Here is a 22,966-nt window from a genome sequence, read left to right as displayed (position 1 = left end):
TAATAATAAATGTAAGAACTTGAACATTGTTATAAGCTAATTGTTCAATAAATTAAAAAAGTGCTGTTAGTTAATTGCCATTTTAAAAAAGCAATTAAACTTGGGGGAAATATGGAAAAAACGGATTATGCAAATTGGATACCTAAAAAACTGGTATTTATTTTGGGAGCGGCGTCGGTTGTTACAATATCATTGTTTGCGGCAAGTTGTTTATTAAAAGGCGGTTTTATTATAACGGTTATAAAAGCCGTCTTGTTTATTCTTGCGGTTTTATCAACAGGATTTTTCTGTTATATGTACTATGCGAGAAAACTTTTTTCTTATGAAGGTGGCGGAGTTCAAGGCAAAGTTTTAGATAATGTTTTAAACCACCTTAATTGGGATGGAAACGGGAAGTTGCTTGACGTAGGCTGCGGAAGCGGGGCAATGGTAATAAAGGCGGCAAAACGTTTTCCAAACGCAAAAATTACAGGTATGGATTATTGGGGAGCGCTGTGGGATTACGCCAAAGAACAATGCGAAAATAACGCTAAAATCGAAGGCGTTAGCGACCGGGTTCACTTCCAAAAAGGCGACGCGGCAAAATTGGACTTTGCTGATGCCGAATTTGACGCTGTAGTCAGCAATTTTGTTTTTCATGAAGTGAAAACTCAGCCTGATAAAGTTGCTTTAATAAAAGAAGTTTTACGTGTTATAAAACCGGGCGGAGTTTTTTCATTTGGGGATCTGTTTTTTTCTAAAGCTAATTATAAAGATTTAGATGTATTGATGGAAACCTTGTCAAAAGAAGTTTCCGAAATTCATTTTTCAGAAACCAGAAAAAGCGATTTTATTCCGCGTATTTTGGCCACTCCCGTTTTATTGGGTGAAACGGGCTTAATTTACGGACGTAAATAACCCATTTATAATAAAAAATAATATCCGGGACTGATGTCCTGTATAGATTACCCCCCTAATTAACCGCCTGTCTTGGAAATTAGGGGATTTTAATATATATTCCTAAACACATTCTTTGTTTTGTAAAATATTAATATGATTAACTTACTGCATTTAAAATATGTTCTTGAAGTTGAAAAAACAAGTTCCATCAGCAAAGCGGCGGCTAATATGTATATGGGGCAGCCTAATCTCAGCCGCGCTATAAAAGAACTGGAAAAAATTTTAGGAATAACTATTTTTAAAAGAACGTCTAAAGGTATTTCCCCCACTCCGCGCGGCGAAGAGTTTTTGCAATACGCTAAAAAAATTATCTCGCAGGTAGAAGAAGTAACCGCGATGTATAAAAGTTCTAAAACTGAAAAACAGTCTTTTTCAATATCAGTGCCGCGCGCCAGTTATATTTCCCACGCGTTTACGGAGTTTGCAAAAAATATAGATCTTTCTCTAACGGCCGAGTTTTATTATAAAGAAACAAATTCCATGCGGGCGATAAGCAATATCTTACAGGCGGATTACCGCTTAGGCATAATACGTTATCAGGCCGCTTTTGAGGAATATTTTAAGGTTATGCTTTATGAAAAGCAGCTGGCTTTTGAGCCTGTACGCCAGTTTAGTTATGTTTTACTTATGTCAAAAGACAATCCTTTGGCAAAAAAAACGGATATAAAAGCCGATGATTTAAAGAATTTTATAGAAATCGCCCACGCGGACCCGTATGTTCCGTCTTTGCCTGTTATTGACGTAAAAAAAGCCGAGCTTTCGACTTTTGTTAACAAGCGTATTTATGTTTTTGAAAGAGCCAGCCAGTTTGAGCTGTTAAACAAAATTAAAAAAACTTTTATGTGGGTTTCTCCCGTGCCGGAGGAACAGCTTAAACGCTACAATCTGGTGCAAAAAAAATGCTCTATAAACAAAAAAATATACAAAGATATTTTAATTTACAGGAAAAACTACCGCTTTACCCCGCTTGATGAAAAATTTATAAAAGAGTTAAACAAAGCAAAACTTCTTAAGTAAACCCGACGGAATTTACTTTTAATCAGTAAAAGCATATCGATAAAAACATATCGATATGCTTTTTTTATATTTCACATATGCCGGGCTAAATTCTAAAATATTAATAATAGGAAAGAAGTAAGACTATATGAAAACAAAAGAAATTTCAAAATCAACATTACAGCGGTTACCCGCGTATCTTAATTATTTAAAAACGCTCTCCCCGCGGGAAACGCCCAACATTTCGGCCACTGCTTTGGCGGCGGTTTTAGGGCTTGGCGAAGTTCAGGTAAGGAAAGATCTTGCTTCGGTAAGTTTAAGCGCGGGTAAGCCTAAAACCGGCTACAGCGTGTGCTCTTTAATAAAGGAAATAGAAGAATATCTTGGTTATAACAACATAAAAGACGCCGTAATTATAGGTGCCGGTAAAATGGGCACGGCGTTACTTAACTATTCCGGTTTTGCGCAGTACGGTTTTAATATTGTAGCTGCTTTTGACATAAACGTAACAGAAGATGGCGGTGAAAAAGGTAAAAAAATTTTTCCGCTTTCTAAGTTTGGCAATTTGTGCAAAAGGCTTAATATAAAAATAGGTATTATTACCGCTCCAGCTTCGGCCGCGCAGGAAGTTTGCGATCTTATGGTCGCCAATAATATTTTGGCCGTATGGAATTTTGCTCCTATTCACTTAAACGTACCGGAGCATATCCTTTTGCATAATGAAAATATGGCAGTGTCGCTTGCCATACTTTCTAAACACTTGAAGGAAAATTTGAAAAAATCTAAGAAACACCTCTAAGGAGATCTGTATGGAAAATAAGAAGTATGACATTATTGACAGCGTGGAAACTCTTGGCAAAGCTTTTGAACGCGTTAGGGCAGCCCAAAAAGTTTTTGCGGGTTTTACACAAGAACAAGTAGATAAAATATTTAAAGCCGCCGCTCTTGCGGCCAATAACCAAAGAATCCCTTTGGCGAAAATGGCCGTGGAAGAAACGGGCATGGGTATTGTTGAAGATAAAGTTATTAAAAACCACTATGCTTCCGAATATATATATAACGCCTATAAAAACACCAAAACCTGCGGCGTTATTGAGGAGGACAAAGCTTTCGGTATAACCAAAATAGCTGAGCCTGTCGGCGTCATAGCGGCCGTTATTCCTACCACAAACCCTACTTCTACCGCTATATTTAAAACTCTTATTTCCCTTAAAACAAGAAACGGCATTATCATCAGCCCGCATCCTAGAGCTAAAAAAAGCACTATAGCCGCCGCAAAAGTAGTTTTGGAAGCCGCTGTAGCGGCGGGCGCTCCTGAGGGGATTATTTCCTGGGTTGACGTCCCCAGCTTGGATATGACAAACTTTGTCATGAAAGAGGCTGACCTTATTTTAGCCACAGGCGGCCCCGGTATGGTTAAAGCCGCTTACTCCAGCGGTAAGCCGGCAGTAGGCGTAGGCGCGGGCAACACCCCTGTTATTATTGATGACAGCGCCAATATTTTACAGGCCGTAAATTCTGTTATACTTTCTAAAACTTTTGATAACGGCATGATATGCGCTTCCGAACAGGCTGTTATAGTATTAGAAAAAGTATATGAAAAAGTAAAAAAAGAATTTACTTTGCGCGGCTGCTACTTCTTAAATAAAGAAGAAACGGAAAAGGTTAGAAAAACCATTATTATTAACGGTGCTTTAAACGCTAAAATAGTAGGCCAGTCCGCTTTTAAAATAGCCGATCTTGCCGGAGTTAAAGTAGCGCCCGAAACCAAAATTTTAATAGGCGAAGTTGAAAGTGTTGATATTTCCGAGGAATTCGCCCATGAAAAGCTCTCCCCCGTTCTTGCCATGTATAAAGCAAAAACTTTCGGCGAAGCTTTAGACAAAGCCGAACAACTTGTAGCAGACGGAGGCTACGGACACACTGCGTCAGTTTACCTTAACCCCGTTACGGAAGCTGAAAAGAAAGCTCAGTTTGGCGCACGAATGAAAACCTGCCGCATCTTGCTTAACTCCCCTTCATCGCACGGCGGTATAGGCGATCTTTTTAACTTTAAACTTGCCCCTTCGCTTACTTTGGGCTGCGGTTCATGGGGCGGCAACTCGGTATCCGAAAACGTGGGTGTAAAACACCTGCTTAACATAAAGACTTTTGCTGAAAGGAGAGAAAATATGCTTTGGTTCAGAGCGCCTGAAAAAATTTATATTAAAAAAGGATGCCTAGGCGTTGCTCTTGATGAGCTTAAAAATGTAATAGGCAAAAAGAGGGCTTTTATAGTTACCGACTCTTTCCTTTACAAAAACGGTTATACCAAACCTATAACGGATAAATTAGACGAAATGGGCATTCAACACGCCACTTTTTCTAACGTAGCTCCGGACCCGACCCTTGCCAGCGCTAAAGAAGGTGCCGCGCAGATGGTTACCTTCCAGCCTGACTGCATTATCGCTTTAGGCGGCGGTTCCGCTATGGACGCGGCCAAAATTATGTGGGTTCTTTACGAGCATCCTGAAGTGGACTTTTTGGATATGGCCATGCGTTTTATGGATATACGCAAAAGAATTTATACCTTCCCTAAAATGGGTGAAAAAGCCTATTTTATCGCTGTACCTACAACAGCGGGCACAGGTTCTGAAGTAACGCCTTTCGCGGTTATTACGGATGAAAGAACCGGTGTTAAATATCCTTTAGCGGACTACGCTCTTATGCCTAACATGGCTATCATTGACGCTGATATGATGATGAACGCCCCCAAAGGTTTAACCGCCGCCTCCGGTATAGACGCTGTTACCCACGCTATAGAAGCTTATGTTTCAATCATGGCTACCGATTATACCGACGGCCTTGCGCTGCGCGCTCTTAAAATTATTTTTGAATACCTGCCGCAAGCCTATGAGAACGGAGCTAATGACCCCATAGCCAGAGAAAAAATGGCAAACGCAGCCACAATAGCCGGTATGGCTTTTGCCAACGCGTTTTTGGGTATATGCCATTCACTGGCGCATAAATTAGGCGCTTTCCACCATTTACCGCACGGTATTGCCAACGCGCTTATGATTAATGATGTTATACGCTTTAACTCAGCTGAAGCTCCTACAAAAATGGCGGCTTTCGCTCAGTACGAATACCCTAAAGCTCTTTCCAGATACGCGGAAATAGCCGACAGTCTTGGCCTTAAAGGTAAAACAGAAACCGAAAAAATGGAAAACCTTATTAAAGCTATTGACGAACTTAAAGCCAAAATCGGCATTAAACAAACAATTAAGGAATACGACGTTGACGAGAAGAAATTCTTAGAAACCTTAGATGAAATGACCGATCAAGCCTTTGACGACCAATGCACAGGCTGTAACCCCAGGTATCCTTTAATAAGCGAAATGAAACAGCTTTATCTTAACGCTTATTATGGTAAAAAAGGAGGGAAATAATTATGAAGTTAGAAAAAGTTATTGCTTTAAGAAATTCCAAAACCATTTATAGAGACGGTGATAAAGCGATTAAAGTTTTTGATAAAGATTTTTCTAAAGCGGATATTTTAAACGAGGCTCTTAACCAGGCCCGTGTTGAAGAAACGGGTTTAAATATTCCCAAAATACTTGAAGTTACCAAAATTAACGAAAAATGGGCCATAGTATTAGAATTTATTGAAGGCAAAACACTTGCTAAAATCATGGAGGAAAACCCTGCTGATTTTGACAAAAACCTTGAGCTTCTTGTAGATTTACAGATGTCGGTGCATTCTAAAAAAGCGCCGCTTCTTAATAAGCTTAAAGATAAAATGAACCGCAAAATATCCGCCTCAAGCCTTGACGCGACAACCAGATACGACCTTCATTCCAGGCTTGAAAGCATGCCTAAGCATGATAAAGTTTGCCACGGTGATTTTAACCCCAGCAATATTATTATAAGCAAAGACGGCACGCCTTATATATTGGACTGGTCCCACGCTACCCAGGGCAACGCTTCGGCGGACGTAGCCAGAACATATTTGCTTTTTAATCTTGAAGGTAACATGGAGGGCGCGGAAAAATATTTGGACCTATTTTGTAAAAAAAGCGATACTGCCAAACAGTATGTACAAAAGTGGATGCCTATAGTGGCGGCGTCGCAATCGGTTAAAGGTAAAGAAGTTGAAAAAGAGTTCTTGATGCACTATATTAACGTGGTAGACTACGAATAGTTTTAAAGCGAAGTAAAGTAATCTGTCCCGTAAGGGACAGATTACTTGGTTTAGAGCTTACTACCGGATAAAAAAAGGAGAGTTTTTATGAAAGTTACTGTATGTATAGGCAGTTCATGTCATTTAAAAGGCTCAAGACAAGTAGTTGAAGAGTTGCAGTACCTCGTTGCGGAAAATAATCTTAAAGAAAAAGTTGAGCTGTCGGGGACGTTCTGTATGGGTAACTGCCAAAAAGGCGTTTGCGTTACGGTAAACGGGGAAAATTTTTCCGTTTCGCCCCAGGAAACAAAAACCTTTTTTAAGAACCAAATTCTTTCAAAAATATAAATTAAATTTATTTTGAGGTCTGCGCCATGCGGGAAATTTTAAAATTAAAAAAATCAAATTGCAAAAACTGTTACAAATGCATAAGGCATTGCCCCGTTAAGTCTATAAGAGTGTCCGGCAACCAAGCCCATATCATTAATGATGAATGTATTTTGTGCGGACAGTGCTTTGTTGTTTGCCCGCAGGGCGCAAAACAAATTGAATCAGATATTGAAAAAGTAAAGGTAATGCTTTACGGTAAAGAACCTGTAATAGCAAGCCTTGCTCCTTCATTTATTGCAAATTACGGCGGCGCGGGTATAAAGTCTTTAAGTAAAGCGCTTAAAAAGCTAGGGTTCCATTCTGCTGAGGAAACCGCCATAGGCGCCACAATGGTTAAAAACGAGTATGAAAATATTTTGGCTAAAAAAGAACATGATATTTTAATTTCCTCTTCCTGCCACTCGGTTAATTTGCTTATTCAAAAGCATTTTCCCTCCGCGCTTAAGTATTTAGCCAATGTAATGTCACCTATGCAGGCGCATTGCCGGGATATAAAAAAACGTTATCCCGGCGCGAAAACAGTTTTCATAGGACCTTGCGTATCTAAAAAAGACGAAGCCCAGCGTTACCCCGATATTGTGGACGCCGTGCTTACTTTTGAGGAACTTACCCAATGGTTCAAAGAGGAAAAAATTACCGTTGAACCTGAAAAAAATAAAACCGCGGAAGGCAAGGCAAGGTTTTTTCCAACTTCGGGAGGGATATTAAAAACCATGAGGGGCACCGCTAAAAAAGGGGAATATAAGTATATAGCGGTTGACGGTACGGAAGCGTGTATAGACGCTCTTAACGATATTAAAGATGGCAACATTTTCCGCTGTTTTATAGAAATGTCCGCCTGTAAGGGCAGCTGTATAGGCGGCCCTATTATGGAAAAATACAACCGTTCGCCCATAAAAGGCTATATGCAGGTTGCCGCTTATGCGGGTGAAAAAGATTTTAAGGTTGAAGATTATTCCGGCAAGATAACACAAAAACGCAACCCGCTGCATTTTAATAAAAAAGAAATTCCCCCCCATGAAATAGAGGAAATTTTAAAGCAGATGGGCAAAACAAAACCCGAGCATGAACTCAACTGCGCTTCGTGCGGTTATAATACCTGCAGGGAAAAGGCCGCCGCCGTTTACCTGGGTAACGCTAATATATCAATGTGCCTGCCGTTTTTAAAAGACAAGGCGGAAAGCTTTTCTGACAATATTATTAATAACACGCCAAACGCTATTTTGGTTCTTAATGAGAATTTAGAAATTCAGCAAATTAACAGATCGGCTTGCAAACTTATGAATATAGCCCACCATTCTTATGTTTTGGGCGAGCCTGTCGTACGCATTTTAGATCCGCAGATTTTTATGCAGGTGCGCGACAGCGGCGCAAGCGTGAGGGAAAGAATTACCTATCTTTCCGAATACAAAAAATATGTCGAAAAAACTGTTTTGTACGACAGGGACTTTCATATTCTTATTTGTATTATGAGAGATATTACCGCCGAAAAAGAAGAAGAAAAGAAAAAAGAAGAACTTAGAAGGAAAACTATAGAAACCGCCGATAACGTTGCCGATAAACAAATGCGTATCGTGCAGGAAATCGCCTCTTTATTAGGGGAAACGGTGGCGGAAACAAAAACCTCTCTCACAAAACTAAAGGAAAGCATTAACGATGAATAACCTTTATGTAGACATTGGCTGGCAAAGTTTAATAAAGAAGGGAGAGTATATTTGCGGGGACCATGTTGACATTGTAAATTATGACAGGTCCTCTGCAGTTATAGTTTTGTCCGACGGGCTGGGCAGCGGAGTTAAAGCGAATATTTTATCTTCGCTCACTTCAAAAATTATTACCACAATGCTTTCCCAAAATATAAAAATTGAGGATTGCGTAGAAACCGTTACCGCCACTTTGCCTGTTTGCTCCGTCAGGGGGCTTGCTTATTCCACATTTACAATTTTGAATTTTATTGATAATGAAGAAGTTGAGATTATATGCTATGACAACCCTAATGTAATCTTGCTCAGAAACGGCCAAAATATTGAATTATCTTCCGTTATGATGGATATTAACGGCAAAAAAATACACCGTTCCAAAGTCAAACTTCAGGAAAATGATATTTTTATCGCCATGAGCGACGGCGCCGTACACGCCGGTGTGGGGCCGGCCCTTAACTTCGGCTGGACAAGGGACAATATTGTTAATTTTATGAAAGATATAAGTCTTTCCGGCTATACCGCGAAAACGCTTACAAAAATATTATTAGACGAATGTTTTGCCCTTTACGGCGGCGAACCCGGCGACGACACTACTGTCTGCACAGTAAGAATAGCCAAAAGGGAACCAATGAACCTTATGATAGGCCCCCCTTCCGACAGGGATGACTGCCAAAGAATGCTTTCTTTGTTTTTCTCTAAAGAGGGTAAACATATATTGTGCGGGGGAACAACCTCCAAAATAGCGGCGGAATTTTTAAATAAGCCGCTTGTTGCTAAACTTGATTTTTTAGACCCCGATGTGCCGCCCACGGCGGAAATTGAAGGTGTGGATCTTGTTACTGAAGGTGTTGTTACAATAAACAAAGTGTTAAGTTACGCTAAGGATTATCTTAAAGATAATAACACCTACAGCCAATGGAGTTATAAAAAAGACGGCGCGTCGAGGATAGCACGCTTGCTTTTTGAGGAAGCTACGGATATAAACTTTTATGTAGGGCTGGCCATGAACCCCGCCCACCAAAATCCGGAGCTGCCTATAAACTTTAATATAAAAATGCAGTTGGTTAAAGAATTGTCCTCCTGCCTTGAAAAAATGGGCAAAAGAGTTAAATTAAACTATTTTTAAGGAACCGATTATGATTAAATTTGACACTAAAGTACAATTATTGAAATACAAAGTTTTAAAAGAAGTAGCCAAGTACGCTTTTGAGGACAAACTGCTTGAGAATATGATGAAGATACCGGAAAACATTATTCCCGGTAAAAACGCCACAATGCGTTGCTGCGTTTATAAAGAAAGGGCCATAGTGTCCGAACGCGTAAAAATAGCCATAGGCGGCGACAAAAGGCGCGCCAACATTGTTGAAGTTATTAATATAGCGTGTGATGAATGCCCCGTGGGCGGCTATGAAGTAACCGCCGCTTGCCGCGGCTGTATAGCACACAGGTGTGAGCAAGTTTGCCCCAAAAATGCCATAAGTTTTGACCATGAACAAAAAGCGCATATCGATAAAACAAAATGCGTGGAATGCGGTTTGTGCGCCAAAGTATGCCCTTTCAGTGCAATACTTTCTTATAAACGTCCGTGCGAAAAAGCCTGCAAAGTCGTAAATGCCATTTCCATGAATTCTACGAAAGAAGCTAAAATTGACGATAAAAAATGCGTTTCCTGCGGCGCTTGCATTAACCAGTGCCCGTTTGGCGCTATTATGGATAAATCTTTTATTTTAGACGTTATAGATTTAATAAAGAAAAGCGAAAATAACACAAAATATAAATTGTACGCCGTTGTGGCGCCTTCCATATCAAGCCAGTTCTCTGGTTATAAACTCGGGCAGGTTATCACGGGTTTAAAAAAGCTGGGTTTTTACCACGTGGTTGAGGCCGCTTTGGGCGCCGATATGGTGGCTATGAAGGAATCTTCCGAACTTGAGGAAAAGGGTTTTTTAACAAGCTCCTGCTGTCCCGCTTTTGTAAGTTATATTAAAAAGAATTTTCCTGATTTGGAAAAAGATATATCGCATAATTTTTCCCCGATGGCGGAAATTTCAAAGTACATTAAAGAAACAACTCCAGGCGCTAAGGTTGTGTTTATCGGCCCTTGTACCGCAAAAAAGATGGAGGCCCATTTAGATAATGTGCGCCCTTATGTTGATAATGTAATAACATTTGAAGAACTTCAGGCTCTTTTTGGGAGCAAGGATATTGATTTAGGCGCTTTGGAAGAAGGCGTTCTTGATAACGCTTCTTACTATGGCAGAATTTTTGCAAGAAGCGGCGGACTTTCAGACGCTGTTGCCCAAGCTTTTAAAGAAAAAGGCAGTTCCTTTGCGTGCAAGCCTGTTATCTGCGACGGGCTTGAAGCCTGCAAAATGGCTTTATTAAAAGCAAAAAGCAAAATTTTAGACGGCAACTTTATAGAAGGTATGGCCTGCCAGGGCGGCTGTATAGGCGGCGCGGGCTGCCTTACCCACGGTCCTAAAGATAAAAACCAGGTTGACGCTTACGGCAAAGAAGCTTTGGAAAAAACTATTACAGACGCCATTTCCGTATTGGGAACGGACAGCTCAAATACTTCAAAATAAACTTTAGTCAAAGAAATAGCGTAAAATATATTAACAAACCCGTGCTTTTGGCACGGGTTTGTTTTTTATATTGTGGTTACCAAAAGTATAAGCGGCATTAAAAACATTCCCTCCTGTCCCCGTTTAAGCCAAAGCAGGGCGCAAAACGCTTTTTATTTTCTTATGTAGAGGCTTTTTATCAGCCGTAAGATTTTTATAGGTCTTTTTTTTATTAAAGTTTATACGTCTTTTTTTGTAGAATGTTCTTATAGAAGCATATTTAAGCAACACGGCTATAGAAAATATTGCGTGAGGTCCTTTTGGCTTTACCGTTAAAAAAAAGATTACCCCGCGTCATTTTTTTTGCCTTTATCAGGAGAATTATTAATGAACTTAAGCAAACTTTCTTCCGTAGTGGCGGATTCCGCCACGCTAAAAATTAACGCAAAAGCCAACGCTTTAAAAAAACAAGGCCTTCCTCTTATTCATTTGGGCGGAGGCGAGCCTGAATATCCCGCTCCCAAAGCGGCTGTTGAAGCGATTTTGGCCAAAGCTAAAACGGAAAAAATAAAATATTCCCCCACCACAGGCACCGTGGATTTAAAAGAAGCTGTTATCAAATATACCAAAGATAATTACGGCAAAACGGTTGAAGCGCAAAATATTATTATAAGCAGCGGCGCTAAACAGGCTATTTATAATTTTTTACTTGCTGCGGTTAACCCCGGCGACGAGGTTGTTTTCCCCGTTCCTTATTGGGTAAGCTACCCCGAAATGGTTACAATGGTAAGCGGCGTTCCCGTACCGGTCAAGCCGGCAAACGGTTTAAAAGTTACTTTAGATGAAGTTAAAGCTAAAATAACCCCTAAAACAAAAGCCGTAATGGTTAACAGCCCGAGCAACCCTTCAGGCATGATTTTTGACGAAGCCTTTATTAAAGGCATTGTTGAAACCTGCGAAGAAAAAGGCATTTTCCTTTTGATGGACGATATTTACAACAAACTTGTGTTTGGCGGCGCGGAATGCCCCGTGGCTTTTAAATACGCCAAAAACGCTGATAATTTGGTTGTTATTAACGGCGTAAGTAAACTTTACGGCTTAACCGGGTTAAGAATAGGCTGGGCTGTAAGCGAAAATAAAGACCTTATTGCCGCTATGGGCCGCATGCAGGCGCAAACAACATCATGTAACTGTGATATTTCGGAGGCGGCCGCAGCAGCCGTTTTAAACGGAGACCAAAGCGTGGTAACCGACTTAAAAGCCCAGCTTGAGGAAAACAGAAACGCTTTAATGCAGGAGCTTAAACAAATTAAAGACGTAGGCGTAACTGTACCTGAAGGCACTTTTTATACTTTGGTTGATTTTAGGGCTTACGGCAAGAATTCAATGGAGCTTGCCCAGTTTTTACTTGAAAAAGCTTTAGTCGCTGTAGTGCCGGGCGACGCTTTCGGCTTAGACGGTTACGCCCGTATAAGCTACTGCGCGTCTAAAAATAACGTGGTTGAAGGGGCAAGGCGTATACGCTGGGCTCTTGATAAAACCTCACCCGACGAAATAACTATCGGCGGTAAAATTGTTAAAAGGACATGGTAACTATGAGAAAACCTGATTTATTTAAACCTGATTTTGGCTTGGAATCACTTGGCATAAAAACGAACAAAACCGTTTACTGGAACCTTTCTACCCCCGCTTTATATGAGGAAGCCTTAAAAAGAGAGGAAGGAAATATTGTAGCCGGCGGGCCTATTTGCGTTGAAACCGGTAAGCATACGGGCCGTTCCCCGGAGGATAGATTTTTTGTTGAAACAAACGATGTTAAAGATAATATTTGGTGGAGCAAGGGCAATAAAGCGATAAGCGAGGAAAACTTTGAAAAACTTTACGCCAAAGCCCTTAAATACGCTGAAGATAAAGAATTATTTGTGCGTGACGCTTATGTAGGGGCGGACGAACAATCACGCATGAATATACGTTTAATAAGTACAATGGCCTGGCAAAACCTGTTTGTTAAAAACATGTTTATAGAGCCCGCTAAAGAAGAGTTAAAAGGCTTTAAACCGCAGTTTACGGTTTTCTGCCTTCCGAAAATGCAGGCAAACCCCGCGGATGACGGCACAAGGTCCGAAACGGCTGTTTTGGTTAACTTTAAAAAGAAAATTGTTCTTATTGCGGGAACAGAATACGCAGGCGAAAATAAAAAATGTATTTTTACCGCTATGAACTACTTTTTACCTTTAAAAGGTATTTTAACCATGCACTGCTCGGCCAATGTGGGCAAAGATGGAGACAGCGCTTTATTTTTCGGCCTTTCGGGCACGGGTAAAACAACGCTTTCGGCCGATATTACCCGCGGTTTAATAGGCGACGACGAACACGGCTGGGACGACAGGGGCATTTTTAACTTTGAAGGCGGCTGTTACGCTAAAGTTATCAAACTTTCCGAGGAAGCCGAACCCCAAATATATTCAACAACACAGCGTTTCGGCACTGTGCTTGAAAACGTTGTTTTTGACAAAAACACGGGCGCGCTTGATTTAGACAGCGACGCTCTTACCGAAAACACCAGGGCATGTTACCCCCTTAACTTTATTGATAACGCTGTTGAATCAAAAAAAGGGCCGCATCCTAAAAACATTATTTTCTTAACGGCGGACGCTTTTGGCGTTATGCCGCCTATTTCCAAACTCTCGCCGGAGCAGGCTGTTTACCACTTTATTTCAGGCTATACGGCGAGAGTGGCGGGTACGGAAAAAGGCGTTAAAGAGCCGCAAAGCACGTTCTCAACCTGTTTTGGCGGGCCTTTTATGCCGCTTCACCCTTCCAAATACGCAGATCTTTTGATGAAAAAGATAAAAGAACATAAAGCTGACTGCTGGCTTGTTAACACAGGCTGGACAGGCGGCCCTTACGGTGTGGGAAGCAGAATCAGCATTAAATACACAAGGGCGCTTCTTAACAGCGCTTTAAGTGGAAAATTGGCAAAAGTTAAATTTAATACTGACCCTGTTTTCGGTTTTCAGGTACCCGAAGAGTGCGAAGGCATACCTTCGGAAATACTAACTCCTTCCAACCTCTGGAAGGATAAAGAAGATTACAACAAAAAATATAAGGCGTTAGCCCGCTCTTTTGTTGATAATTTTAAGAAATTTGAGGACGGCGTTTCCAAAGAAATACTTGCGGCGGCGCCCAAAGTTAACTAGAATGTATATATCAAGTGCAGCGGTTGGCTGGATTGACCGCTGCATTTAATTTACAATATTAAGAAATAAAAACACAGGAGACTTAAACATATGGCAAAAGCAAACGCAAAATTTATGGCACCTTTAACACCTAGCGCAGAACTTGCTGCGATCGTAGGTTCTAACCCCCTTCCCAGAACAGAAGTTGTTAAAAAAATGTGGGATTATATTAAAAAACATAACCTTCAGGACGCAAAGAACAAAAGAATGATTAACGCTGATGACAAACTTAAAGTAATTTTCAACGGCAAAGCTCAAATCAGCATGTTTGAAATGAGCAAATATATCAGCAGCCATTTGAAATAAGCTTATTTTGCAAAGTTTTAAAAAACCCGTTATTTACAAAATAACGGGTTTTTTATTTTACAGTAAGGACCTATTTAAATGTAGGCCCAAAAACTATAATATTTAGGTCTTATGGCCCTTTTTTATCTCTATGTAAATAATTATCATAATGAATATGATAAAAAAACCGCTGAGTTTAATATTAATCACAACAATGTTTGTAAACTGCGCCCCTGCGGAAGCCTTATCCCAGGTGCTAAATGGTATAGCTTTGGAAAACAGAATAGAAGCGGCCAGGCAGGACAATACGCGTGTAAATATAGAACAGCAGTTAAAATTAAAGACGGAAATCGCCAGATATTCGGGCCAAATAAGTTTATCGGAAAAAATCATAGAAATTCTTACCTTAGATATAGAAAAAGCGTTAGAGGCGGGAGACTCCGCCGGGTTTTACCATAAAACTAACATGTTAAACAAAGCTTTACTTAATTTTTTAGATAACAAAGAAAACCTGCATGTCCGCGCTATAGGCGCCGGCGCTTTGGTAAACCAGTTGGCTTCCGGCGCGGTAACAGCCCAGGATGCGGAAAAAGCTTATTTAAGATTTGAAGAGATATTAGTCCGCACGCAAAAGTGTGAAAGTACAGAGTGTAAATTAGCCGCTTTAAGCGCTATGGGTTTAGGCTTTAGTAAATACCGATACTATGCTGAGGTAAAGGAATCTCAAACGCCGTCGGATAAAAAAAGAAGTGAAAAAATTCCCGAACAAAAACATTATTTAGTGTTATTAAAAGCCGCTTTAAAAAATGATTACGGCAATCAGTATTCAAAGGCTGCGGTAATTGAGGGCGTAATACCCGCCATATACTCTTTAGGCGGAACGGCGGAATTATCGGAGGCCGTAAAAACCATATTAAATGAAGAACGAAACTTTGCCGGCAACATAAAAAGCGGTTTAACAAAAGGAGCCGTACAGATAGCTGCGATGAACGCGCTGTACAGTTTGGGTAAACCGGGTTGGGGCTTGTTAAGACAATATGCTTTTAGCGGGGCAAGCATGCCGACATTTACTTACGCTAATATTAATTTAGCTTATGTCTCTGATTTAACTAAAGAAGAAAGAGCCGCCAATAAAGCTAATTTAGAATTTTTATATTGTAATGTTGACTTTGGTTTAAGCGCGCAGGAAGACTGGAAATTCAGGCAAATCTTGGCATACGCTTACGGGACAGGTAAAGACGGTATAATAAGATCTGAAAAAGACAAAAATAAATGCGCTGTAGTTCCCCCAATCGGGCCGGACCCCAGGAAAGTAAATAAAGAAATAATGGATGCCATAGGGCAGGAATTAGTTATATTCGCGGCTTTGTGGTATATAGGCCCTGTATTAGGGGCTTTAAAGAACGGGGCTGTGATATTAAAGCATTATAACAAGATAAAGTATATAGCTAAAGCCAGGGGTGTAAGCGTAGGCGAGTTTTATGCAATGGGACAGATAAAGACCTTACCTAAATTCGGAAGAGCTATTCAGAACGGTGATGGTTTAACTGCAAGAGCTTACGGTGGCGGAAAACAGTTGCCTAAGTCCCAGGTAATCCCGCAGGCGGGTGTAGCGCAAGATTTGGCAAAAATGCCTGTTGAGTATATAACAAGGGGGCCTGCCAGGCAGCCTATGTTAAGACCCGATGTTCCCGTAGCTAAGAACAATACAAATACGGCGGTATTAACCAAGCCAAAAACGAGGCTAAGACCTACGGTTGAGCAAGTTATCCCCAATTTACAAATAACAAAAGATTTGGCTAACATGGCAGGCGGCAATACAGGCAAAGCGGCGGCTGGCTCCGTCAGTGAGGCGGCCAAACCCATATTAAGCCAAAGCAATAAAATTATTGGCGGTACCTCCGCAGGGATAATGGCGGCCCTAAAGATTTTAAATAATAAAGAAGAAAAGCCTATAATAGAAAAGAGTTTGGAAGAAGAGCTGGCAAACGCCAGGAACGGATTAATAAGCCAAAGACTGATGGAGAATTTTTTTCAACTTACGCAGGAACAGCAAAAAGAATTAAATGAAATATTAGACAGCAGGCAACAAGGAAATATTGAAGAAATAACTGTAAATCCTAATAAAAGCACAGAAAAAGAGGCCAAAGAAATTAAACCCGAACCTACGGTTCTCTCTTTTATTAATTCTATAAAAAATGTTTTTAACCAAAAAAACACTAACGCTTCCGCAAAAAATAAAGAATTAACAACCCTTTCTTTTTATTCCGCGGGTGGCGGCAACGCGATAACCGAGTTAAATTTTGCTCCCGAGGCCGATCTTAGCCAAATAACTGAAATAGCGCAGCATGACCAAAAATTAAGGCCCTTATGGCTGCTTAAAGAAAACGGCGAAACAAAATTTTACCTTAAGGTTACCGATGAAAAAGAAATTAAAACTTTAATAGCTTTAAACGAACTTCAAAAAAATAAATCTTTTGAAAGTTTTAAAGATATTGATATATTAACACCTTCGGTTTATAAAGGCGATTTAAATAAACTGCCCCAGCCCTTAATACAGCAAATTAACTCCGAGTACGCTAAATTTAAAAAAGGCTCCAACGCTTGGCGTTACGGTAATATTCCGGTTTTAACAAAAGCCGTTAATTCTGGAGGTTTTGACCCACAAATAAATTTTAAAGGAAATAAAATTTATACTAAAGAAGCAATAGAACGCAATATGCAGATGCTTCTTGGCAAACCGATAACAAGGCGGGAATGGGAAAGTATTGAAAATTACTATGCTTTTATTAACTCCAAAGGATATGTAAACGGAGATACCTTCCATAACCTTATTCTCAAAAGAGACCCCGCCACTATGCGCCTTGTTCATTTTTCAGCCGATTTTCAGGAAAACGCCAATCCCGCTTTGAAGAAAAAACCCTCAAACGATAAAGAAGACCTTAAAACCATTGAAATGTATTATATGAGATACGGCTTTTTGGAACATCCAAAAAACATGGTTTTTATTAACGTTGAAAACAATCCTTTAGCTGAAAGTAAAGATTATACAAACCAAAATACTTATAAAGATATTACTAATGTTATCGCTTACGATAATTACTCTAACGTGTGGGGGCTTTCTGGCGGGCAGACAAAAGTTGATTTCCAGCTTGCCTCAAAAGAAACAATAACGGGTTTAAAAACAATCGCAAGATTAAAAGATTTCGGCGTTTTCAGGAAATATAAAAATATTGATTTTGTTTTCCCTAAAATAATGTCTTTTAACACCGCTTATCTGCCTGAAAACATTAAAGCGCAGCTTGACAAGGCGGAAGCTTTGGCGGTTAAAGAAAGCGGCATAACAGAAATTACCGGAGTTATACTTACTGCTCCTTCCAGAGAGGGTGAAACACTTTTAGATTTACCGATAAGCAAATCTTTTAAGGATAATCCCATAAAAATCCATGAATGGCAAGATATTGAAAATCTGATAAAAGAGCTTAATATAAACGGCGTTTATAACGGACATATATTTAAAGGCCTTCGCTTGCACAGGAATGATAATTCTAAACTTGTTCTTACGTTATTGGATTTTATCCCGGAAGCGTATCCTGCCGCCGATATAGATTTAAATATATTAAACCAGTATAAAAAAAGGCTTGAGGCGGAAGGCGTAATAGAAGAGAAGAGAACGTTGAAAATTAAAAAACGTGTGAATCCCGCGCTCTTTAAAGGCGGCACGCTTGAAAAAGCTATAGCACTTAACAGAAACAACACTGTTGAAATTAAAAATACTAGTTTTACCCCTTATGATTTTTCTAAAGGGGAAGAAGGCCTTGCGCCCTATCTGACCCAACAATTGAACCTTGTGGATAAAGAAAGCATACCGCTTGCAAACTTTAAATATTTTCTAAATGATTTTTCCGCTAATAAAAAAGACCAATTATGGCAAAAACAATTTAATGAAAGCATAAAATATCTTAAAGACAGCCAGTTAAAATTAACGACAAAAATAAAAGACCAAACGGAAATTCAGGCGGAAGTAGCGGAGCATCTTAAACTGGCAAAAGCAACGGGATTTCAAATAAAAGCTGCGTCTGGTTTAATGCCTTTTTTTAAATTCACGCCAAAACAAACATTTTTTGAATATAAGAAATTTCAGGCGCCCGCACTTGAGTATGAGGTTAAAGTAGGCCTTTTTAAATATAATGAATTCCCTGAATTTGTTAAGAAAGTTATGCGCGATTCTTTATACAAAGGCAAATATACAACGGTTATCCTTCATGCTAAATCAGACAAAGTTACAATTATGTATGATTTGGACCAAAAAATACATAGAGACACTTTTATTTTCTCTAACCATGAGATTCAAGATTTTCACAACTGGCATTTCCATATATCTAAAGCTGTTTTTGACAGAGAAACAAAGAGCTTTGTAGTAGGTAATTTTTCTTTCAGCATTGAAATGCCTAAAAGAGAAGACAGAATTCTTGTTTTTGATAAAGATAAAAAAATTACTTTTGATACTTTTGATTTAAACAACACAAAACAATTTAACAACTGGCTTTATGAGTATCTTAATGATTTAAACAGCAAAAATAAATTTTCTGGAGTAAGTAAGCGTAAAGATTTCTCCGCTTTTGATTAATAAATTTTTCAAAAAAAGCCCTGTTTAACAAGACGGGGCTTTTTTGTCTCCTAAATTGGTAAAATATAAATATGAAAACCATATTTTTCGGCACACCGGAAGTTGCCGTACCTTATTTAGAAATTTTAAACCGTTATACTGAGGTTGTTTTGGTTGTTACCCAGCCTGACAGGCCCAGAGGGCGCGGTATGGTTATAACCCCATGCCCCGTTAAAGAAACGGCCCTTAAAATGGGACTAAAAGTACTTTCACCCGAAAAAATTACCGATATTGAGGCAGACCTTAAGGCCGCCGGGGCCGATTACGGCATAGCCGTAGCTTACGGGCAAATTTTAAAGCAACATATTATTGATATACCCAAACTGGGTATAGTTAATATCCATTTTTCTTTACTTCCCAAATTCCGCGGGGCGGCGCCTGTGCAGCACACACTTTTTGCAGGTGAAACAAAAACCGGAGTAACCGCTTTTTGGATTGATAAAGGCATGGATACCGGCCCTGTCTTCGCTTATAAAGAAACGGATATTCTTCCCTCTGAGGACGCAAAAACCCTTTTTACAAAGCTTATTTCTTTAGGCGGCATTTTGTTAGAAGACGTTATTGAGTATATAAGACTGGGGCAAATAGTAAAAATACCACAGACAAAAAACATTTTTACCCCGCAGGAAGACGGCTCAATGTTTAAGGAAGAACTGCCTCTTCCCACTTACGCTCCTATGATAAAGAAAGAAGACACCATTTTGGATTTTAATAATTTTGGCGCGGAAACATTTTTTAACCGCGTCCGCGGGTTAGCCTGCGGTCCGCACGCTAAAGTTATTACCAAAATTAACGGTAAAGAGGATTTACTTCAAATTATAAAAGCCTCTTTGCTCGAAAAGAACAAACAATGCCCGCCAAATATGCCCCGGGGTTCGGTTGTTTCTATTGAAAATGACGGCAGAATATTAGTAAAATGTTATGACAGCTGTATATATATAGATATTGTGCGGCCCGCAGGTAAAAAAGATATGACTGCCGCCTCGTTCGCAAACGGGCATAAAATAAAACCGGGGGATGTAATTTTTTATTAAACCCATTGTATAGGAACTTTAATGTCAAACGAATTTTTTAATGAAGTAGCAAATAAAAAAAGTAAAAATAAAGCCAAAAGGCCTAACAGGAAAATAGCTTTTATAGCGGTAACGCTTATTTTTTTCGCCGGCCTTATTTATGTGTCCGTAGACTGGGCTTTGGACGCGCTTATTCATACAAGAAAGGAAGTTCCCGTGCCGGATTTAACTAGTAAAAAAATATCAGAAGCGCTTGACCTTTTGGCGGCGAGCAATTTAGCTATGAAAAAAGCGGGTGAGGAAATATCGCCCGATGCGGCGCCCGGTTCTGTTGTAAGACAAATCCCCTCACAAGGCTCTGTTGTAAGAGAAGGCCGTATTATAAGAGTTTGGGTCAGCGCTACTGAAGAAGAGTTTGCCATGCCAAACCTTATCGGCATGACACTTAGAAACGCGCAGCTTTACGTGCGCCAAAACGGCCTAATGACCGGAAATACGGATAACGCTTATTCAAATGAATATGAAAAAGGCTCCGTTATTGACCAAACTCCTAAAGTTGATTCTATGGTGAGAAAAGGCTCCGTAGTAAGCCTTATTATTTCAAACGGGCCTCCCCCCGCAGACGTTATTTTAATACCCGAATTCAGGCTTAAAAAACTTTTTGAATTAACCCGCTGGGCAAGTTCAAACGATATTGAAGTTGAAATTAAGGACGACCCAAAATCTGCTTTCCCCAACGGGACTATTACAGAACAATCACCCATCGCAGACAGTGAACTTAAAAGAGGTTCAACCGTTTATATCACGGTAAGCAGGCGCAAAGTTGAAGGCGAGGAAAAAACATACAGGCTTCATTATGAACTTCCGCAAGGTAAAAACTCAAGTCACGTAAGAGTTGTGTTAATTGATAAAGACGGCGAAAAAGATATTATTAATGAAACAAAAACACCCGGTTCCAAAATAGATATGGACGTACCTTACGGCAGCGAATCTAAAATAAGAATTTACGTAAACGGCATATTAGTGCGAGAAAGAGAGGTAAAATAATTATGTCCAAAATGCCAAAACCTAATGGGAAAACAGCCGTAGCGCCGTCCGTTTTATCGGCAGATATGTGGCGCCTTGGCGAACAGGTTTTGGAAGTGGCTTCCGCCGGAGCGGACTGGCTTCATTTAGATATTATGGACGGACATTTTGTGCCTAATTTAAGCTTTGGTCCGGCAGTATGTAAAAGCCTCTCTGCAAAATCACCCCTTCCCCTGGATGTCCATTTAATGGTAAAATATCCTGGTGCTTTTATAAAGCCTTTCGCGAAAGCCGGGGCTGATAATATTACTGTGCATATTGAGAGCGAGGACAATACTCTTGATATGCTTAAATCAATTAAAGAGCTTGGTTTAAGCGCGGGCATATCAATTAAGCCCGATACCGACGCTCAAAAAATTATTCCTTTTTTGGAATATACGGATTTAATTCTTGTTATGACGGTTCAACCCGGTTTCGGCGGGCAGGCTTTCATGGAAGAAGGCAGGCAAAATATTATTAAAGTAAGGCAAATTTTGAAAGACAAAAAATGTTTAGCCTGGGTTGAAGTTGACGGCGGGATAAATATGGAAACAGCCAAGCCGGCGGTAATTGCCGGGGCGGACGCTTTAGTAGCAGGTAACGCGGTTTTCGCCGCTAAAGACCCGGGGCAAGCCGTAAAAGATTTGAAAGATATAATTAAATAAAGTTCCGCCGCAGCCCTCTGCTAGGAACGCTTTAGGAGAACAAAACAATGGCAGTAGTACTTAGATTACAAAGAGTTGGTAAAAAGCAGCAACCGCAGTACAGAATTGTAGCTATCGAAAAAAAGAGCGCAGTAGGCTCCGAAGCTAAAGAAGTTGTAGGTCATTACAACCCCTGCAATGCTAAAGCAGCAGATCAGATTAAACTTAATCAAGAAAGATATGATTATTGGGTTAAAGTGGGTGCAAAAGCTTCTCCGACAGTGGCGGCACTTGCAAAAAAAGCTTCCGCTAAATAAAACCATTACGGAGGTTTTTTATGAAGGATATGGCACTGTATCTGCTTAAAGCCCTTGCCGTTAACGGCGAAAGCATTGTAATGGAAGAAAGGGAAGAGCAGGACAAAATTTACTTGACCACTAAAGTTGACCCGGCCGACAAAGGCAAGGTTATAGGTAAAGACGGTTGTATTATTAAAGCCGTGCGCACGGTACTCAGCGCTGCGGCTTCAAAACAGAATAAAAAAGTATTTTTGAAAATAGAGGACTAATGTCTATTAAAATAGATGTTGTGACTCCCTTTCCCGACATTGTTGACGGGCCTTTAGGCCAAAGCATACCGGGCAGGGCAAGAAAAGAAAAAATACTGAATCTGGGGTTTTGCAATCCCAGGGATTTTGTTAAAGATAAACATAAGTCTATTGACGACAGAGTTTACGGCGGCGGAGCGGGGATGCTGATGAAGGCTGAACCACTTTACCAAGCTATTAAAAAGCTTAGGAAAAAAGGCAGTGTAGTTATTTACACAAGTCCCCGCGGTAAAGTTTTTAATCAAACACTGGCAAAAAAACTCAGCTTGAAAAAGCATTTGATTTTTGTTTGTGGTCATTATGAGGGCGTTGACGCGAGAATATACCCCGAATTTGATTTAGAAGTTTCTTTAGGTGATTTTATCCTGACCGGCGGTGAAAGCGCCGCTGTGGTTATGATAGACGCTATCACAAGGCTTTTGCCGGGCGTATTTAAAAAATCAGGGGTAACAGAGTTGGAAAGTTTTGAAAACAACCTTCTTGAACCCCCCCAATATACCAGACCTGAGGTTTGGCGAAGGAAAAGGGTGCCGGCGGTGCTTTTGAGCGGAAACCATAAAGAAATTGAAACTTGGAAACAAAAAGAAGCTGTAAAAATTACAAAAAAATTTAGACCTGATTTGCTGCCAACCTCTGAAAAGAGAACCTCTCTTAAGGCAAAAAAGGCAAAGTAATGTTTAGGAGATAAAAGTT

General features: G+C 40.1%; 19 protein-coding genes. All 19 read left to right on the top strand.

Annotation, left to right across the window (positions count from 1 at the left end; all coding sequences use genetic code 11):
• Positions 1 to 111: 111 nt before the first annotated feature.
• The 19 genes from EMIN_RS03910 (at position 112) to trmD (ending at position 22,947) form a co-directional block, all read left to right on the top strand.
• The gene (locus tag EMIN_RS03910) at positions 112 to 897 is read left to right on the top strand and encodes a class I SAM-dependent methyltransferase (protein ID WP_012414928.1); all 786 of its coding nucleotides are present in this window, start codon (positions 112 to 114) and stop codon (positions 895 to 897) included.
• Positions 898 to 1,032: 135 nt separating this feature from the next.
• Complete coding sequence (locus tag EMIN_RS03905) at positions 1,033 to 1,956, top strand: LysR family transcriptional regulator (protein WP_012414927.1); 924 nt, start codon at positions 1,033 to 1,035, stop codon at positions 1,954 to 1,956.
• 127 nt (positions 1,957 to 2,083) lie between these two features.
• Positions 2,084 to 2,734, top strand: a complete 651-nt coding sequence (locus tag EMIN_RS03900; RefSeq protein WP_012414926.1) for a redox-sensing transcriptional repressor Rex — start codon at positions 2,084 to 2,086, stop codon at positions 2,732 to 2,734.
• Positions 2,735 to 2,744: 10 nt separating this feature from the next.
• On the top strand, positions 2,745 to 5,363 hold the full coding sequence (gene adhE, locus EMIN_RS03895; RefSeq protein WP_012414925.1) for a bifunctional acetaldehyde-CoA/alcohol dehydrogenase: 2,619 nt from the start codon (positions 2,745 to 2,747) through the stop codon (positions 5,361 to 5,363).
• Between the two features lie 2 nt (positions 5,364 to 5,365).
• On the top strand, positions 5,366 to 6,115 hold the full coding sequence (locus tag EMIN_RS03890; protein WP_012414924.1) for a phosphotransferase: 750 nt from the start codon (positions 5,366 to 5,368) through the stop codon (positions 6,113 to 6,115).
• Positions 6,116 to 6,202: 87 nt separating this feature from the next.
• Positions 6,203 to 6,442 carry a (2Fe-2S) ferredoxin domain-containing protein gene (locus tag EMIN_RS03885; RefSeq protein WP_012414923.1) on the top strand — a complete coding sequence of 80 codons (240 nt, stop codon included), beginning with the start codon at positions 6,203 to 6,205 and terminating at the stop codon, positions 6,440 to 6,442.
• Positions 6,443 to 6,468: 26 nt separating this feature from the next.
• Positions 6,469 to 8,148 carry a [Fe-Fe] hydrogenase large subunit C-terminal domain-containing protein gene (locus tag EMIN_RS03880; protein WP_012414922.1) on the top strand — a complete coding sequence of 560 codons (1,680 nt, stop codon included), beginning with the start codon at positions 6,469 to 6,471 and terminating at the stop codon, positions 8,146 to 8,148.
• A complete protein-coding gene (locus EMIN_RS03875) occupies positions 8,141 to 9,313 on the top strand; it encodes a SpoIIE family protein phosphatase (protein ID WP_012414921.1) in 1,173 nt (390 codons plus the stop codon). The genes EMIN_RS03880 and EMIN_RS03875 overlap by 8 nt, the downstream gene beginning before the upstream one ends.
• A gap of 10 nt (positions 9,314 to 9,323) precedes the next feature.
• Positions 9,324 to 10,772, top strand: a complete 1,449-nt coding sequence (locus EMIN_RS03870; RefSeq protein ID WP_012414920.1) for a 4Fe-4S dicluster domain-containing protein — start codon at positions 9,324 to 9,326, stop codon at positions 10,770 to 10,772.
• Between the two features lie 366 nt (positions 10,773 to 11,138).
• The gene (locus EMIN_RS03865) at positions 11,139 to 12,344 is read left to right on the top strand and encodes a pyridoxal phosphate-dependent aminotransferase (protein ID WP_012414919.1); all 1,206 of its coding nucleotides are present in this window, start codon (positions 11,139 to 11,141) and stop codon (positions 12,342 to 12,344) included.
• A gap of 2 nt (positions 12,345 to 12,346) precedes the next feature.
• Positions 12,347 to 13,951 (top strand): phosphoenolpyruvate carboxykinase, encoded by a 1,605-nt coding sequence (locus tag EMIN_RS03860; protein WP_012414918.1) that lies wholly within the window; start codon positions 12,347 to 12,349, stop codon positions 13,949 to 13,951.
• A 90-nt stretch (positions 13,952 to 14,041) separates the two neighbouring features.
• The gene (locus EMIN_RS03855; protein WP_012414917.1) at positions 14,042 to 14,296 is read left to right on the top strand and encodes an SWIB/MDM2 domain-containing protein; all 255 of its coding nucleotides are present in this window, start codon (positions 14,042 to 14,044) and stop codon (positions 14,294 to 14,296) included.
• A gap of 148 nt (positions 14,297 to 14,444) precedes the next feature.
• A complete protein-coding gene (locus EMIN_RS03850) occupies positions 14,445 to 18,905 on the top strand; it encodes a hypothetical protein (protein ID WP_012414916.1) in 4,461 nt (1,486 codons plus the stop codon).
• 71 nt (positions 18,906 to 18,976) lie between these two features.
• Positions 18,977 to 19,978 (top strand): methionyl-tRNA formyltransferase, encoded by a 1,002-nt coding sequence (gene fmt, locus EMIN_RS03845; RefSeq protein WP_012414915.1) that lies wholly within the window; start codon positions 18,977 to 18,979, stop codon positions 19,976 to 19,978.
• Positions 19,979 to 19,999: 21 nt separating this feature from the next.
• Positions 20,000 to 21,004: a PASTA domain-containing protein gene (locus EMIN_RS03840; protein WP_012414914.1), complete on the top strand. Its 1,005-nt coding sequence runs from the start codon at positions 20,000 to 20,002 to the stop codon at positions 21,002 to 21,004.
• 2 nt (positions 21,005 to 21,006) lie between these two features.
• The gene (rpe, locus tag EMIN_RS03835; protein WP_012414913.1) at positions 21,007 to 21,687 is read left to right on the top strand and encodes a ribulose-phosphate 3-epimerase; all 681 of its coding nucleotides are present in this window, start codon (positions 21,007 to 21,009) and stop codon (positions 21,685 to 21,687) included.
• 47 nt (positions 21,688 to 21,734) lie between these two features.
• On the top strand, positions 21,735 to 21,983 hold the full coding sequence (gene rpsP / locus EMIN_RS03830) for a 30S ribosomal protein S16 (RefSeq protein ID WP_012414912.1): 249 nt from the start codon (positions 21,735 to 21,737) through the stop codon (positions 21,981 to 21,983).
• 20 nt (positions 21,984 to 22,003) lie between these two features.
• Positions 22,004 to 22,234: a KH domain-containing protein gene (locus EMIN_RS03825; RefSeq protein WP_012414911.1), complete on the top strand. Its 231-nt coding sequence runs from the start codon at positions 22,004 to 22,006 to the stop codon at positions 22,232 to 22,234.
• Positions 22,234 to 22,947 carry a tRNA (guanosine(37)-N1)-methyltransferase TrmD gene (gene trmD / locus EMIN_RS03820; RefSeq protein WP_012414910.1) on the top strand — a complete coding sequence of 238 codons (714 nt, stop codon included), beginning with the start codon at positions 22,234 to 22,236 and terminating at the stop codon, positions 22,945 to 22,947. The genes EMIN_RS03825 and trmD overlap by 1 nt, the downstream gene beginning before the upstream one ends.
• Positions 22,948 to 22,966: the final 19 nt, after the last annotated feature.

Origin of the sequence: Elusimicrobium minutum Pei191, from assembly GCF_000020145.1 — a bacterium.
Taxonomy (GTDB): domain Bacteria; phylum Elusimicrobiota; class Elusimicrobia; order Elusimicrobiales; family Elusimicrobiaceae; genus Elusimicrobium; species Elusimicrobium minutum.
This window is presented reverse-complemented; position numbering and strand designations above follow the sequence as displayed.